This window comes from Pseudomonas sp. PA27(2017), from assembly GCF_001945445.1.
Classification (GTDB): domain Bacteria; phylum Pseudomonadota; class Gammaproteobacteria; order Pseudomonadales; family Pseudomonadaceae; genus Aquipseudomonas.
The window spans coordinates 1-14,300 of record NZ_MSXW01000033.1 but is presented as its reverse complement, the minus strand read 5'-3'; the positions used below and the strand labels follow the sequence as shown (position 1 = coordinate 14,300).

Below are 14,300 nucleotides of genomic sequence, written 5' to 3'. Positions count from 1 at the left end.
TGGGCGGCCCCGCAAAAACAGGCGAGGACCGGTCGGAGTCGCGCCCGACTTTACGAGCTGTAAATGAGCAGTCTGACGGGAACGCCTAGTTTGGGCTGGCAATCCAGCCTGTTTTTAACGCCGCAGTGCCGACGCGCAGCAGACTTTGGACAGGTTCTCAGAGCAGGCGCAGGTGGTAGGCCCGCTCATCCATGCGAGAGAGGCCACGGGCCCTGAAACGCTCCTCCAGGGCATCCTGGCTTTCCAGCAACTCGCTTTCCCATATCTTGCCGCTCCAGCCGCGCACCTCGGCATCGGGCACCGAGAACGGCGGCCCATCCATCAGCGCCTGATCGTAATCCAGGCTCACCAGCAAGCCGCCGCTTCCAGGCAACAGAACCTGCTGCAAATGCCGCACGTAGCGCTCGCGCAGCTCGGCAGGCAGCGCAATCAATGCCGCACGGTCGTAGAACAGCGCACAACCGGGCAAATGCCGCGCTTGCAGCGCGAAGAAGTCGCCACAGAACAACTCGACGCTGCCATGGCGATAGACCTTGAAGGCGTCCTCGCTGGTAATCGTCGGCTGCACACCCTGTTCGGCGAAGAATGCCGCGACCGCCACCTCGGCCAATTCCACACCCACGACCCGATGCCCGCGCGCCGCCAGCCAGGCGATGTCCAGGCTCTTGCCACACAGCGGCACCAGCACGGGCGCCTTGCTCGTACCGGCTACCGCGGCCCAGTGGCGTTGCAGCAACCCATTGACCTGCCGGGCATGAAAGCCGATCTGATTGGCGTGCCAGCGCTGCAGCCAGAATGATTCCTGCATGTTTTACCCTCAAGACATCAAGAAAACAGATAACACCGAGCAGACTTTAGCCGTTGTTAGGCCAACTTGGCTGATGGATCATGACGACATCATCAGGAGAACATCATGCAGCCTAGCCTGTTCATTTCCCATGGCTCCCCCATGCTCGCCCTGCAACCCGGCGCCAGCGGCCCTGCCCTCGCCCGCCTCGCCTCCGAACTGAAACGCCCGGATGCGATCGTCGTGGTGTCGGCCCACTGGGAAAGCGAAGCGTTGCGGGTGATGAGTAGCTCCCGGCCGGAAACCTGGCACGACTTCGGCGGTTTCCCTGCCGAGCTCTATCAGGTGCAGTACGCGGCGCCCGGCAGCCCAAAACTGGCCGAGTCCATCGTGCAGCACCTGCGAGCGTCCGGCCTGGACGCGCAGGCCGATGAGCGCCGGCCCTTCGACCATGGCAGCTGGGTTCCGCTGTCTTTGCTCTACCCCAGCGCCGATATTCCGGTGGTGCAGGTTTCCCTGCCCAGCCGCCAGGGCCCGGGCCTGCAAGTACGGGTAGGCGAAGCGCTGGCCGCGCTGCGCGAGCAGAACGTACTGCTGATCGGCTCGGGCAGCATCACCCACAACCTGGGCGAGCTCGACTGGCGCTCCACCGGCGACGAAGCGGCGCCCTGGGCGTTGGAGTTTCGCGACTGGATGGTCGAACGCTTGCGCGAAGACGACCTGGCTGCACTGCTCGACTACCGCCGCCAGGCGCCCTACGCGCGGCGCAACCATCCCAGCGAAGAACACCTGCTACCGCTGTTCTTCGCCCGCGGCGCCGGCGGCACCTTTGCCATCGAGCACCAGGGGTTCACCCTGGGCGCGCTGGGCATGGACATCTACCGCTTCGGCTGAAGCAAGCGCTCCAGCGTACTGAGCAGCACCTGCACCTTGGTGACCGACTCCTGATACTCGGCCTGCCAGGCCGAGTCAGCGACGATGCCGCCACCGCCCCAGCAACTGATCACGCCGTCCTTGGCCAGCAGGCTGCGAATGGCGATGGAGCTGTCCATCTCGCCGCGCACGTCCAGGTACAGCAGTGAACCGCAGTAAGGGCCGCGTCGCGTCGGCTCGAGTTCGTCGATGATCTGCATCGCGCGGATCTTCGGCGCACCGGTTATGGAACCGCCCGGAAATGCACCCAGCAGCAGGTCCAACGCGTCCTTGTCAGCGGCCAGCTCACCAGTCACCGCGCTGACCAGGTGATGCACGTTCGGATAGCTTTCCAGCGCGAACAGTTCGGGCACGCGCACCGAGCCAGTACGGCAGGTGCGCCCCAGGTCGTTGCGCAGCAGATCGACGATCATCAGGTTCTCGGCACGATCCTTGGGGCTGGCGAGCAGCACCTGGGCGTTGTGCGCATCTTCCCTTTCGTCGCGCCCGCGTGGCTGGGTGCCCTTGATCGGCCGCGTCTCCACCTGCCCGCCACTGACACGGATGAAGCGCTCAGGCGACAGGCTGAGCAAGGCGCCGCCACCCGGCAGGCTCAGGTAACCGGAGAAAGGCGTCGGGCAAGCCGCCCGCAACGCACCATAGGCCTGCCAGGCATCGCCCTGATAAGGCGCCTGGAAGCGCTGCGCATAGTTGACCTGATAGCAGTCACCCGAGGCGATGTAGGCCTGGATACGGCCGATGGCCTCGGCGTAGCGTTGCTGGTCGATACTCGCCTGAAACGGCGCCAGCAACGCGAAGGGCGCCTGCTCCTGGGGCTCGCCCGGCGGCTGTTCGAACAACGCCAGCAGGCGCGCCTGCTCGGCCGCTGGCAACGCGGGGTGGAACACCAACTGGCTGGTACGCGCCTGATGGTCGCTGATCAGCGCCCATCCATACAGGCCGAATACTGCGTCGCCAAAGCTCAGATCATCACGGGCCTGCTCAGGCAGCGCTTCGATACGGCGACCGAAATCGTAGGCCAGGTAACCGAGCAGGCCGCCGGCGAACGGCAGTTCGATACCCGGCGGCATTTCGGCAAGCCCGAATGCCGCGAGCTGCTCACGCAAGCGCGCGAAGAACGCGGCGCCCGACTCCCCCTGCCCTGGCGCCAGCTCGGCCAGTGGCCAGGCGCTGAGCAGATCGAAGCGCCCACGCGCGGCCACCGGCCGGCCGGCATCCAGCAACACCGCACCGGGCGCGTGGCGTACCGCCTGGAAATACACGGCAGGATCGGCCTGATACGGCAGGCCATGGACAAGACAGGTAGGCATTCAGGGCATCACGAAAACGAGGACGGCCGATTGTAGAGCCGCTGGCAGGTTCGTCCTAGGGGCGATTGCCGCCTCCGGGCCTGGAAAACGGCATTGCAGGCCCCAGAAACGACTCGGGGGAGCCATTGGCTCCCCCGAATCAGTGCTGAACGAACCGATCAGTCTTCGCGATAACGACGCAGCTTCAACGGCTTGCCGGCAACGCGAGTGTCCTTGAGCTTGCCGAGCAGGCGCTCCAGGCCCTCTTCCGGCAGTTCCACCAGGCTGAAGCTCTCACGGATCTGAATACGACCGATCGCCTCACGGGCCAGGCCACCCTCGTTGAGAATCGCGCCCAGCAGGTTCTTGGCAGCGATGCCGTCACGGGCGCCCAGTGCGGTGCGGCAGCGTGCACGGCCTTCAGCCAGCGGCATCGGCGCACGACGCTCACGCGGCTCACCGCTGCGCTCGCCATCACGCTCACGACGCTCGCGGGGTGCGCCACCGACGCCCGGCACCAGCGGCTGCTCGCGCTCGACGCTGGCCAGATCCAGGGCCTGGCCATTGGTGGCCTTCTTCAGCAGCGCAGCGGCCAGGGCACGCGGGCTGCAACCGATGTCGGCGGTCAGGCGGTCGAGCAGATCGCCATGGCTGGCTTCGGCGTCGGCAACCAGTGGCGCCAGGCTGTTGGTGAGCTTCTTGATGCGCGCATCCAGCACTTGCTGGGCGTTGGGCAGCTTGACCTCGCCAACCTTCTGGCCGGTCACGCGCTCGATCACCTGCAGCATGCGGCGCTCGCGCGGGGTCACCAGCAGCAGCGCACGGCCATCGCGACCGGCACGGCCGGTACGACCGATACGGTGCACGTAGGACTCCGGGTCGTACGGCATGTCGACGTTGAACACGTGGGTGATGCGCGGCACGTCGATACCACGGGCGGCGACGTCGGTAGCCACGACGATGTCCAGGCGGCCATCTTTGAGCGACTCGATGACACGCTCACGCTGGTTCTGAGCGATGTCGCCGTTCAACGCAGCGGCCTTGAAGCCCTTGGCTTCCAGCGCAGCGGCCAGGTCCAGGGTGGCCTGCTTGGTGCGTACGAAGGCGATCAGCGCGTCGAATTCCTCGACTTCCAGCAGACGCAGCACGGCGTTGGTCTTCTGATCGGCGTGGATCATCAGGTGCGCCTGCTCGATGCGCGAGACGGTCTGGGTCTTGGCGGCGATCTTGATGTGCTGCGGCTCGCGCAGGTGCTTCTCGGCGATGGCGCGGATCGAGTGCGGCAGGGTCGCGGAGAACAGCACGCTCTGACGGCTTTCGGGCATGGCCTCGAAGATCACTTCGAGGTCGTCCATGAAGCCCAGCTTGAGCATTTCGTCGGCTTCGTCGAGTACCAGGTACTGGATGGTCGACAGCACTTTCTCGTCACGACGCAGGTGATCGACCAGACGGCCCGGGGTAGCGACGATGACCTGTGCGCCCTGACGAATGGCCTTGAGCTGCGGGCCCATCGGTGCGCCACCGTAGACGGCGACCACGTTCAGGCCTGGCATCTGCTTGGAATAGGTTTCGAACGCCGTGGCAACCTGCAGAGCGAGCTCGCGGGTCGGGGCGAGAATCAGCGCCTGGGGCTCACGCTTGGCCGGGTCGATCTTCGACAGAATCGGCAACGCGAATGCGGCGGTCTTGCCGGTACCGGTCTGCGCCTGGCCGATCATGTCCTGGCCGGAGAGGATCACCGGAATGGCTTGCGACTGAATGGGCGACGGCTCTTCGTAACCGACGGCGGTCAGCGCGGCGAGAATATTGGAATGAAGTCCGAGTGCGGCGAAGCCGCCGATTTCCTGGGTCATGGGTCTGCCTCTGAGTGCATCCGCAAAGACCCATGTTCCAAAGCTGCGCATGCCATGTAGGACCTTGTGGGTCACCCTGGCAGCCTGGTCGGCGGGGATTTGCGAAAACGTGGTGGAAAGTGAATCGTCAAGATAGCCCGCTTGGCGGACTGGCTGCCGGAAAGCTTCCGGGCGAGTTGCACGACTTGAACGTGGCCATGAATTGGCCGGCGCGTACTATACCGGAATTCATACAGACGTGTGAGCTTTTTCACACAATAAAATGGGTGAAGCGCAGGCAACAGCGGCTCGCGACGGTATGCCGCAGGTGCCTGCGTTCTGATCGAACGGTCAGCCTCTGCTGGTGAGCTGCGATTCGATAGCGGCCTTGTCGACGACCGACCAGACTTCGGCGACCTTGCCGTCGCGAAAGGCGTAGAACACGTTTTCGCTGAAGGCCACCCTGCGGCCATTGACCGGCACATCGAGAAAGCGGCCTTTCGGGGTGCAGTGAAAGTCCAGGCGACTGGCAATCATCGACTCCTCGCAGGTCAGCAGGCGGATGTTGAACTGCAGATCGGGAATGTCCTGGTAATCGCGCTCGAGCATTTCACGATAACCACTCAACCCCACGCGCCGGCCGTTATGCACCACATCGTCCTGCACGAACTGCCCAAGGTTCGCCCAGTCCTGCCGATTGAGGCAGTCGATATAGGCGCGATACACCGTGGGAAGGTCTTGTTCGGTCATGACAGGGCTCCGTCGCGAGGGCTTGAGGGACTCGCCTGCCCAGACGACCGCGGACGGCGCGCTGAGCAGGCAAGGCTCTAAAGGGACAGTGCCGCTGACGGTTAATTCCTAGCTCGCCATCCGTATGGCGTCGATCAACGGCTGCAGCGAATAGCCGAGCTGCGCCTGCAGGGCCTGGGCACGCTGGCTCACCGCTTCGCGGTCGAACGCCTGATCCAGCTCGGCCGGCACCAGCACCACCACGTTGCCCTCCACCACCGGGCATTCCCAATAATGGCGGTGATAGAGGCCGCGCAGCAGAGCAGCGCCCAGCGGTTTACCGTCATCACCGGCCCACTGGTTGATGATCAGCCAGCCGCCCGGGTTGAGCTTGGCCCGGCAGTCGTCGAGAAAGCGCCAGGCCAGATGGCCGACACCGGGGCCGGTGTCGGTATACAGATCGACGAAGATCAGGTCCGCGGTTTCCGCGCTGGGCAGCAACTGCATGGCGTCGCCGATGCGCACCGTCAGGCGCGGATCGTCTTCCAGCCCCAGGTACTGCATGGCCAGGCGCGGCACGTCCGGACGCAGCTCGATGGTTTCGACATCGTCGAGCGGCAGGAAGCGCAGGCAGGCCTGGGTCAGGGTGCCGGCGCCCAGGCCCAGGAACAACGCGCTCTCCGGCGCTTCATGACACAGCGCACCGACGAACATCGCGCGGGTGTAGTCGTATTCCAGCCAACTGGGATCGGCGGTGAACACGCAGCTCTGCTCGATCGCCTCGCCGAACTCGAGAAACCGGTATTCACCGATCTCGACCACACGGATCACCCCGAAGGCGTCATGCACCTCGGCCAGTACCACTTCGTCCTTCATCTCCTCCACCGGAGGCAAGCCAGGCATGCGCAGATTCTCCACCGTCGCGTTCCCCGGCTCAGGCCGGGCTAGAAAGCGATTGTCGGCGATGGGGCGCGCTCAGGTCACGCGCTAAATGCCTGGGGCTTTTGCCGGGAGGCATGCTCGGCCAGGCGCGGTGATCGGTTACCATGGCCAATCGCCAACAAGAGAAGCCGCCATGAGTCAGCCCTGGAGCCCCGACAGCTGGAGAAGCCACCCCATCCAGCAACAACCTCAGTACCCGGACGCCGCGAAACTCGCCCAGGTCGAGCAGACCCTGGCCAGCTTTCCGCCCCTGGTGTTCGCCGGCGAGGCACGCGAGCTGCGCAAGCAGTTCGCCGAGGTGACCCAGGGCCGCGCGTTCCTGCTGCAGGGCGGCGACTGCGCCGAGAGCTTCGCCGAGTTCAGCGCCGCGAAGATTCGCGACACCTTCAAGGTGCTGCTGCAAATGGCCATCGTGATGACCTTTGCCGCCGGTTGCCCGGTGGTGAAGGTCGGACGCATGGCAGGCCAGTTCGCCAAGCCGCGCTCGGCCAATGACGAGACTCTCGACGGCGTCACCCTGCCCGCCTACCGCGGCGATATCGTCAATGGCATCGGCTTCGACGCGGCCAGCCGTGCACCCGATCCGCAGCGACTGCTGCAGGCCTACCACCAGTCCACCGCTTCGCTGAACCTGCTGCGCGCCTTTGCCCAGGGCGGCTTCGCCGACCTGCATCAGGTGCATCAGTGGAACCTGGATTTCATCGCCAACTCGGCGCTGGCCCAGAAGTACCACCAACTGGCCGACCGTATCGACGAAACCCTGGCCTTCATGCGCGCCTGTGGTATGGACAGCGCGGCCCAGGTACGCGAGACCAGCTTCTTCACCGCCCATGAAGCGCTGCTGCTCAATTACGAAGAAGCCTTCGTGCGCCGCGACAGCCTGACCGGCGATTTCTACGACTGCTCGGCGCACATGCTGTGGATCGGCGACCGCACCCGCCAGGTGGACGGCGCCCATGTCGAATTCCTGCGCGGGGTGGGCAACCCGATCGGCGTCAAGGTCGGCCCGAGCATGACCGACGAGGACCTGATCCGCCTGATCGACATCCTCAATCCGGACAACGACCCAGGGCGCCTCAACCTGATCGTGCGCATGGGCGCCGACAAGGTCGAGGCCGGCCTGCCGCGGCTGATCCGCACCGTGCAGCGCGAAGGCCGCCAGGTGCTGTGGAGCAGTGACCCGATGCACGGCAACACCATCAAGGCGTCGAGTGGCTACAAGACCCGGGATTTTGCGCAAATCCTCGCCGAGGTACGGCAGTTCTTCGCCGTGCACCACGCCGAGGGCAGCTATGCCGGCGGCATCCATATCGAGATGACCGGCCAGGACGTGACCGAGTGCATCGGCGGCGCCAAGCCGATCACCGAGGCCGGCCTGTCGGATCGTTATCACACCCACTGCGACCCCCGGATGAACGCCGACCAGTCCTTGGAACTGGCATTCATGATCGCCGAAACGCTCAAGCAGGTACGCCGCTGAGCAGCACGTTAACCTGAACCGAGCGGACCGACGGGCGGTCTTCAGAACAGGGCCTCGGTGCGTTTGTCGATGCGAGGCCCATCACTCGATAGAAGGAGTCGCACATGCCCTGGTATGCCTGGTTGATCCTGATTCTGGCGATCGGCTCCATCGTCGGTGGCCTGCTGATGTTGCGCGACAGTGCCAAGAAGCTGCCGCTCAGTGATGAGCAGCTCAAGCGCATTCACGAACGCGAAGTCGAGCAGACCGCCAAGGATGCGCAAGATCGCTGATCACGCCTGCACAAACTGATCCCGCCGCCCTGTAGACTGCGCCTCCACCCCGGAGGCGCAATGCCGTTATTACCCCGCCTGTTACTGCCCGGCTGCCCGCTATTGGCGGGTACGTTCATGGGCGACATCCAGCCCATCGGCATTCTTTGCGCCTGCCTGTTCATCGCGCTGGTACTGGCACCGGCAAACTTGCCCCAATCGCTGTGGAGCACGCTGGTGATGGTCGCCAGCGTACTGCTGGCAGCTCACCTGCTGCCTGGTTTTCAGCCTTGGGAAATTGCCCAGCCGCAGCGCATCAGCACCGATGCAGCGCCTTATCTGCTAAGGCTGTCATGGGACAAGCTGCTGGTGGGTTGCACCCTGCTCGCCTGGTGGCTGGGCTTGCCGCCAAGACCGCTGCACAGGCCCGCCTGGATCGCGCCGACATTCATCATTACGCTGCTGGCGGTGCCGGGCCTGGCAATGCTACTGGGCGTGGTCGCCTGGCAACCGAAATGGCCAGGCATACTCGGCGCCTGGCTGGCCATCAATCTGGTCGTCGCGGTACTGGCCGAAGAACTGCTGTTTCGCGGCCTGCTGCAGCCACACCTGATCCGCTGGCTGGGCGCGTGGCCGGGACTGCTGCTGACGGCGGCGCTGTTCGGCGCCGTGCATATGCCCTTCAGCCCGACCTTTGCAGCCGTGGCCGCTGTTGCGGGCCTGGGCTATGGCTTGGTCATGCAGATCAGCGGCCGGCTAAGCCTGGCAATCGCCCTGCATGGGCTGGTCAACCTGATGCATTTCACCTTGCTGAGCTACCCACTGCGTATCGCCTGAGAAGCGACGGCTCGGAACTTAACGGCGAAACTCGAACTGCAGCTCGGCACCTTCCACGGCATTCCAGTATTCGGAACCCAGCTCGCCGGTCAGCAGCTTGCCGCTGACCTGGAAGGGATTGGGCGAGGATTTCCGTTCCTCGAAGAACGCCGGCAGGATTGGCGGTACACCATCGGTGGCAGCCTTGTCCTCGGCATCCAGCGCAGCGGCCAGCTCTGGAGGCAGGCTCAGGTCCAGTTTGGTCTTGGGTGGGGTTTGCGCGACCTTTTGAGCTTTATCGGGCTTGGCGCGCTGCACGGTCTTTTTCGGCTCGGCAGGCGCAGGCTTCTGCACCGCCTCAGGCTGCGGCTCGGCGGCCTGTGGCTTTACCGCCGGCGCCCCCTGCACAGCCGTTGGCTCGGGCTCGACTGGCTGCACCGGCTTGGCGGGCTCGACGGCCACTGCCGGCTCACTGTTCTTGCGCGGCACATCCTTGCCCTGCTCATCGGAACCACAGGCACTCAGCAGCACGGCAACACACAGCGGCAACAACAGATGGCGCATCGAAATCCTCGCATCGGTTCATGTAACTCAGTAACCCAGCATTCTAAAACGACTGAGCGATAACGCCAGCCAGTCTGCCGAATGGCTACACCGCCCGTCGCCCTATCACCCTTAACGCTCTGGCAACCGGCGCAATTCGGCCTCCACATCCAGGCCAGGATGCTCGGCCTGCAGTTGCTCGAGGCGCTGCCGCGCCTGCTCTGTCTCACCACGTTCGCGCAGGCCGGCAATCTTGCGGAGCGCGGCCAGCACGTCGGCGGACGGCGGTGCGGCTTCCGCCGCCAGACGTGCCATGACCCGCGGCGCCTCGCTCATCTCGGCCATCGGAGCCGGGCTGGCAGGCGCCTGCAAGGCCATGGGCGCCTGACGCTGCATCGAGGCCGGCGGTGCGTCGTAGCGACCTGGCGCTTGTTCGAGGGTCTGCAGGCTCAGCCCGAGCCCTACGCCCACAACAGCCAGGCATCCAAGAGCCGCTGACCAGCGGCGGCTAGCCGAGGCATCACCCAGCGTGCGACGCAGCCGCGCCCAGAAACCCTCAGGCTGACGACGTTTACTCGCGGCCGCATCGGCAGCGGCGGCAAGGATTCGCGCGTCCAGCGCGGGGCCAGGCTGCTCGCGGCTGTGCTCACGGACGTGACGCAGCAAAGGCTCGTCGTGATCGTTCATGGTGATACCTCTTCGGCCGTGCTGAGCAGGCGGCGCATCTTCTGCAACGCGTAGCGCAGGCGGCTCTTTACCGTTTCTGCCGGCGTGCGGGTCAGCTCGGCAATCTCATGCAGTTCAAGGTCGGCGTGGGCGCGCAGCAAGAAAACCTCGCGCTGCTCGGCCGGCAAGTCGGCGAGCGCCGCCTGGATGCGCGCCTGATCCTGGCTGAGGCTGAGCTGCCGCTCGGGATCCGGCTCGTCCATGGCCTGGTCGTGCAACTGCTCGTCGAAGACCTCCTCGCGCAGCAGGCGTTTGCCCTGCTTGCGCCAGTGATCGATCAGGCGATTACGGGCGATCTGATACAGCCAGGTCTTGAACAGCACCGCCGCTTCGCGCTGCACCGATTCGCTGCGAATCAGGCTCATCCAGGTTTCCTGGAACACTTCTTCGGCGACCGCTTGATCGCCGCACAAGCCCATCAGAAAGCGAAACAGCCCGAGGCGATGGCGCTCGTAGAGTTGCGTGAAAGCTGCAGCGTCTCCGGCCCGGTAGCGACGCAACAGGTCGGCGTCGCTGGGCTCGGCGTTAGAGGGATGGACAGTCACACTCACTCGGCTCCGGAGGTGCGGGAGTCGCCAGTTTGCAGGCTTTGCGCCAGTTCCACCAGTTGCACGAATTCGCTGCGCAGGCCGAACGGATCATCGCCACGGCTGCCCCGTGCCAACGCTGCGGTAGCCGCCCAGCCGAAGTCACCGGTGTAACGGCCGCCGCTCAATTGCTGGGCGAACGCAGCAACGGCGGCGGCGAAGCGCAGGTCCTCGCTGGCCTTGGCGATTGGCGCGACGGACGCCGGTGCTTCGATGGCAGTCTCCAGCAGTTGGCTGTCGTTGCGCTCCGGTGCCTTGTAGCGGATGCGCAGCCAGGCCAGCTCGCCGGCTGCCGATGCCGATGCCGCGGGCGACGCCTGGCGATAGCGCAGCGGCTCCAGCCAGCCGGGGTTGCCCACCGGGACGATTTCGTAGAGCGCCGTCACGCTGTGCCCGGCGCCGATATCCCCCGCATCGACCTTGTCGTTACTGAAGTCCTCGCGCCTCAACGCGCGGTTCTCGTAACCGAGCAGGCGGTACTCGCTGACCTGGGCCGGGTTGAATTCGACCTGAATCTTCACGTCCCGCGCCACGGTGGCCAGGGTCGAGCTGAGCTGCTCGACCAGCACCTTGCGCGCCTCACGCAGATTATCGATATAGGCGTAGTTGCCGTCGCCGGCATCGGCCAACTGCTCCATCAACTGATCGTTGTAGTTGCCCGTGCCGAAGCCCAGGGTGGTCAGCGAGATACCGGTCTTGCGCTTGTCGGCCGCCAGCGCCTTGAGGCTTTCGAAATCGCTGACACCAACATTGAAGTCGCCATCGGTGGCCAGCAGGATGCGGTTGATGCCGCCACTGATGAAACCCTTTTGCGCCTGCTGATAAGCCAACTGGATGCCCGACTCACCCGCCGTCGAACCACCAGCGCGCAATTGCTCGATGGCCGCACGGATCTGCGCTTTTTGCGAGCCGGCAGTCGGTTCCAGAACCACGCTGGAATCGCCGGCGTAGACCACCAGCGAGACGCGATCCCGGGTACGCAACTGGTCCACCAGTAACTTCAGCGTACTCTGCACCAACGGCAGGCCGTCGGGACGATCCATGGAGCCCGACACATCGACGAGAAACACCAGATTGGCGGCCGGTAGTTGCTCGACCTGCCTGTCCGACGCCTTGATGGCGATGCGCAGCAGGCGACTTTGCGGGTTCCACGGCGTGACGGCCAGTTCGCTGCTGACCCCGAACGGCGCACTGCCGGTGGGCAAGGGATAGGCGTAGGGAAAGTAATTGACCAGCTCCTCCAGGCGCACGGCCTCGGCCGGCGGCAAGCGCCCCTCGTTCAGGAACCGGCGGACGTTGGCGTAGCTGCCCGTGTCGACGTCGATGCTGAAGGTCGATACCGGCGCCTCGGCGACCGACTGCACGGGGTTGGCGAGCAGGCGCTGATATTGCTCGCGGCTGGCTTCGGGCGGCGGCGCGTACAGGTGTTCACGGGCGACCGGCGCGGCCAGACGCGTCATCATCGGCGCCGGGACGATGGCTGGCGCCACCACGGACGTTTCGCCAACCTGTATCGGATGGGCCGGCGCTGAATCGGTAGACGGAGCATTGCAGGCTGCAAGGGACAGCAAAAGGCTGCCGGCAATGCTGTAGGACACGAACGGGGAACGGCTGCGCATGATGCTTCTCCTGGATCGAAAGAGCGCTTCGATCCAGTAGACGCAGGCGACCGGGTATTCGGGTTAACCGGATGCGAGCCGCGTCAGCTCGCCTCCTGACACAGCTGAGTGGCCAGCATGCCCAGGGTCATCAGCGCGCGCTCCGCCTCGCGGTTCCACGGAATGCCGCAATTGATGCGCACGCAGTGGTTGAACTGCTCGGTATTACTGAAGATCAGCCCCGGCGCGATACTGATGCCCTGCTGCAGGGCGCTGATATGCAGATCCTTGGTATTGACCCGTGCCGGCAAGCTCACCCAGAGGATGAAGCCGCCGTTGGGCCGGGTAATCTGCGTGCCTTCCGGGAAGAACTGCTGGATGGCCAACTGGAAGGCGCTGAGGTTCTTGCGGTACTCCTGGCGGATATGCCGCAGGTGGCGGTCGTAGCCGCCGTTCTCAAGATACGCCGCCACCGCCATCTGGGTAACGCTGCACGCCGAATGAGTGGTGAACATCTGTAGGCGCTGCACTTCGTCATGGTACTTGCCGGCGATGATCCAGCCGATCCGCACGCCGGGCGACAGGGTTTTCGAGAAACTCGAGCAGTACACCACGCGGCCTTCCAGATCGCTGGCCTTGAGCGCCTTGGTGCGGCCCTGCTCGAACATCAGCTCGCCGTAGATATCGTCCTCGACGATCTGGATGTCGAAGTCGCTGGCCAGGCGCAGCAACTGTTTCTGCCGGGCCTCGGGAATGGTGCCGCCTAGGGGATTGCTCAGCCGCGCGGTCAGCACCAGCGCCTTGATCGGCCACTGGCTGGCCGCCAGTTGCAGGGCCTCGACGCTGATCCCGGTGGTCGGGTCGCTGGGAATCTCGATGACCTTGAGGCCCAGCAGGTCGGCCAGTTGCAGCAAGCCGTAGTAGGTCGGCGACTCGGTGGCGATCAGGTCGCCGGGGCGCGTCAGCACGCGCAGGCTCATTTGCAGGGCATCGACGCAACCGTGGGTAATCACCACCTCGGAAGGATCGACCAGCACACCGGCATCGCGCATGCGGATCGCCACCTGGCGGCGCAGCGGCTCGAAGCCCGGGCTGAACATATAGCTGAAGGCGCGCGGGCTCTGGAAGCGGGTGACCTTGGCGAGCTGCTGATGCAGCGCCCGCACCGGCAGGTAATCGACGTGGGGCACCGCTGCACCGAGCGGAAACACACCTTCGCGACGCGCCTCGCCGAGCACCTGATTGATGATACTGCTGCGCGTCACCAGACCGGGCCGTTCGACCCGGGCGATGTCCGGCGTATCGGCGGTCAGTGCCGGCGTCTGGTGCACGTAGAAACCGGATTGCGGGCGGGCGCGAATCAGCCCGAGATCCTCCAGGTTGGCGTAGGCCTGCAGCACCGTGGCATGGCTGACGCTGAGCTGCGCGCTCATCTTGCGTACCGAAGGCACCCGCTCACCGGGCTGATAGACGCCGCGGCGGATATCATCCGCCAGCTGTTGAGCGATACGTTGGTAAAGCAACAGATTGGTCATGGCCGTCTCTTCCCGGTACTGAACCATAACAGTACTCCATCAAAATGTTTCTGTACCGGTACAGCCCTGAAATATCTCGACGATACACTCAGCTCACAGGCAATAAAAAGGTTCTTCACGGATTGCCGGGAAAGTCATTCTTGATCTTCATAAAGAAGAATTCGCTGTCCCGGTAGCCGTAAGCCATCCGTTTGATGACCTTGATCCGGTTGTTAATCCCTTCTAGCTGACCCGTGTGCATGGGCCAGCGCA

Annotated in this window: 14 protein-coding genes and 1 pseudogene; 4 read left to right on the top strand and 11 right to left on the bottom strand. The window is 64.5% G+C overall.

Annotation, left to right across the window (positions count from 1 at the left end; translation table 11 throughout):
* Positions 1–157 precede the first annotated feature (157 nt).
* Entirely contained in the window at positions 158–808 is a 651-nt protein-coding gene (locus BVH06_RS16675; protein ID WP_075934829.1) for a thiopurine S-methyltransferase, read from the bottom strand.
* Between the two features lie 105 nt (positions 809–913).
* Between BVH06_RS16675 and BVH06_RS16670 the strand changes: the two genes are divergently transcribed.
* The gene (locus BVH06_RS16670; RefSeq protein ID WP_075934828.1) at positions 914–1,681 is read left to right on the top strand and encodes a class III extradiol ring-cleavage dioxygenase; all 768 of its coding nucleotides are present in this window, start codon (positions 914–916) and stop codon (positions 1,679–1,681) included.
* Here the strand turns inward: BVH06_RS16670 and pabB are convergent.
* The 4 genes and pseudogenes from pabB to BVH06_RS16650 form a co-directional block, all read right to left on the bottom strand.
* On the bottom strand, positions 1,666–3,030 hold the full coding sequence (gene pabB, locus BVH06_RS16665) for an aminodeoxychorismate synthase component I (protein WP_075934827.1): 1,365 nt from the start codon (positions 3,028–3,030) through the stop codon (positions 1,666–1,668). The genes BVH06_RS16670 and pabB overlap by 16 nt on opposite strands.
* Positions 3,031–3,188: 158 nt before the next feature.
* Positions 3,189–4,896: pseudogene (locus BVH06_RS16660) on the bottom strand (DEAD/DEAH box helicase).
* A gap of 296 nt (positions 4,897–5,192) precedes the next feature.
* Positions 5,193–5,591 (bottom strand): ester cyclase, encoded by a 399-nt coding sequence (locus tag BVH06_RS16655; RefSeq protein ID WP_075934825.1) that lies wholly within the window; start codon positions 5,589–5,591, stop codon positions 5,193–5,195.
* Between the two features lie 108 nt (positions 5,592–5,699).
* Complete coding sequence (locus BVH06_RS16650; RefSeq protein WP_139315667.1) at positions 5,700–6,473, bottom strand: spermidine synthase; 774 nt, start codon at positions 6,471–6,473, stop codon at positions 5,700–5,702.
* A gap of 172 nt (positions 6,474–6,645) precedes the next feature.
* Here BVH06_RS16650 and BVH06_RS16645 point away from each other — a divergent pair, with 172 nt between their 5' ends.
* The 3 genes from BVH06_RS16645 to BVH06_RS16635 all read left to right on the top strand — a co-directional run bounded on the left by BVH06_RS16645 (position 6,646) and on the right by BVH06_RS16635 (position 9,080).
* Positions 6,646–7,992: a class II 3-deoxy-7-phosphoheptulonate synthase gene (locus tag BVH06_RS16645; protein ID WP_075934824.1), complete on the top strand. Its 1,347-nt coding sequence runs from the start codon at positions 6,646–6,648 to the stop codon at positions 7,990–7,992.
* A gap of 104 nt (positions 7,993–8,096) precedes the next feature.
* On the top strand, positions 8,097–8,264 hold the full coding sequence (locus BVH06_RS16640; RefSeq protein WP_075932474.1) for a DUF2897 family protein: 168 nt from the start codon (positions 8,097–8,099) through the stop codon (positions 8,262–8,264).
* A gap of 60 nt (positions 8,265–8,324) precedes the next feature.
* Positions 8,325–9,080, top strand: a complete 756-nt coding sequence (locus tag BVH06_RS16635) for a CPBP family intramembrane glutamic endopeptidase (RefSeq protein WP_075934823.1) — start codon at positions 8,325–8,327, stop codon at positions 9,078–9,080.
* Positions 9,081–9,098: 18 nt separating this feature from the next.
* On the opposite strand, the gene BVH06_RS16630 is transcribed toward BVH06_RS16635, so the two are convergent.
* From BVH06_RS16630 to BVH06_RS16605, 6 genes are all read right to left on the bottom strand, one after another.
* Positions 9,099–9,623 (bottom strand): hypothetical protein, encoded by a 525-nt coding sequence (locus BVH06_RS16630; RefSeq protein ID WP_083652087.1) that lies wholly within the window; start codon positions 9,621–9,623, stop codon positions 9,099–9,101.
* A gap of 111 nt (positions 9,624–9,734) precedes the next feature.
* A complete protein-coding gene (locus BVH06_RS16625) occupies positions 9,735–10,289 on the bottom strand; it encodes a hypothetical protein (protein WP_075934822.1) in 555 nt (184 codons plus the stop codon).
* A complete protein-coding gene (locus tag BVH06_RS16620) occupies positions 10,286–10,879 on the bottom strand; it encodes an RNA polymerase sigma factor (RefSeq protein WP_371915299.1) in 594 nt (197 codons plus the stop codon). Before BVH06_RS16620 ends, BVH06_RS16625 begins: the two co-directional genes overlap by 4 nt.
* Positions 10,876–12,534, bottom strand: coding sequence for a VWA domain-containing protein (locus BVH06_RS16615; RefSeq protein WP_075934821.1), 1,659 nt, complete (start codon positions 12,532–12,534; stop codon positions 10,876–10,878). The genes BVH06_RS16620 and BVH06_RS16615 overlap by 4 nt, the downstream gene beginning before the upstream one ends.
* A gap of 83 nt (positions 12,535–12,617) precedes the next feature.
* Complete coding sequence (locus tag BVH06_RS16610) at positions 12,618–14,048, bottom strand: PLP-dependent aminotransferase family protein (RefSeq protein WP_075932629.1); 1,431 nt, start codon at positions 14,046–14,048, stop codon at positions 12,618–12,620.
* Between the two features lie 115 nt (positions 14,049–14,163).
* Positions 14,164–14,300: transposase (locus tag BVH06_RS16605; RefSeq protein ID WP_139315544.1), on the bottom strand; the 137-nt coding region annotated here is incomplete at its 5' end.

What these genes read in the sequence shown, in the direction of transcription:
- BVH06_RS16630 (WP_083652087.1), bottom strand. Translation starts at nt 9,623, where the DNA reads ATGCGCCATCTGTTGTTGCCGCTGTGTGTTGCCGTGCTGCTGAGTGCC.
- BVH06_RS16645 (WP_075934824.1), top strand. Translation starts at nt 6,646, where the DNA reads ATGAGTCAGCCCTGGAGCCCCGACAGCTGGAGAAGCCACCCCATCCAG.
- BVH06_RS16610 (WP_075932629.1), bottom strand. Translation starts at nt 14,048, where the DNA reads ATGACCAATCTGTTGCTTTACCAACGTATCGCTCAACAGCTGGCGGAT.
- BVH06_RS16625 (WP_075934822.1), bottom strand. Translation starts at nt 10,289, where the DNA reads ATGAACGATCACGACGAGCCTTTGCTGCGTCACGTCCGTGAGCACAGC.
- BVH06_RS16675 (WP_075934829.1), bottom strand. Translation starts at nt 808, where the DNA reads ATGCAGGAATCATTCTGGCTGCAGCGCTGGCACGCCAATCAGATCGGC.
- pabB (WP_075934827.1), bottom strand. Translation starts at nt 3,030, where the DNA reads ATGCCTACCTGTCTTGTCCATGGCCTGCCGTATCAGGCCGATCCTGCC.
- BVH06_RS16650 (WP_139315667.1), bottom strand. Translation starts at nt 6,473, where the DNA reads ATGCCTGGCTTGCCTCCGGTGGAGGAGATGAAGGACGAAGTGGTACTG.
- BVH06_RS16635 (WP_075934823.1), top strand. Translation starts at nt 8,325, where the DNA reads ATGCCGTTATTACCCCGCCTGTTACTGCCCGGCTGCCCGCTATTGGCG.
- BVH06_RS16670 (WP_075934828.1), top strand. Translation starts at nt 914, where the DNA reads ATGCAGCCTAGCCTGTTCATTTCCCATGGCTCCCCCATGCTCGCCCTG.
- BVH06_RS16655 (WP_075934825.1), bottom strand. Translation starts at nt 5,591, where the DNA reads ATGACCGAACAAGACCTTCCCACGGTGTATCGCGCCTATATCGACTGC.
- BVH06_RS16640 (WP_075932474.1), top strand. Translation starts at nt 8,097, where the DNA reads ATGCCCTGGTATGCCTGGTTGATCCTGATTCTGGCGATCGGCTCCATC.
- BVH06_RS16615 (WP_075934821.1), bottom strand. Translation starts at nt 12,534, where the DNA reads ATGCGCAGCCGTTCCCCGTTCGTGTCCTACAGCATTGCCGGCAGCCTT.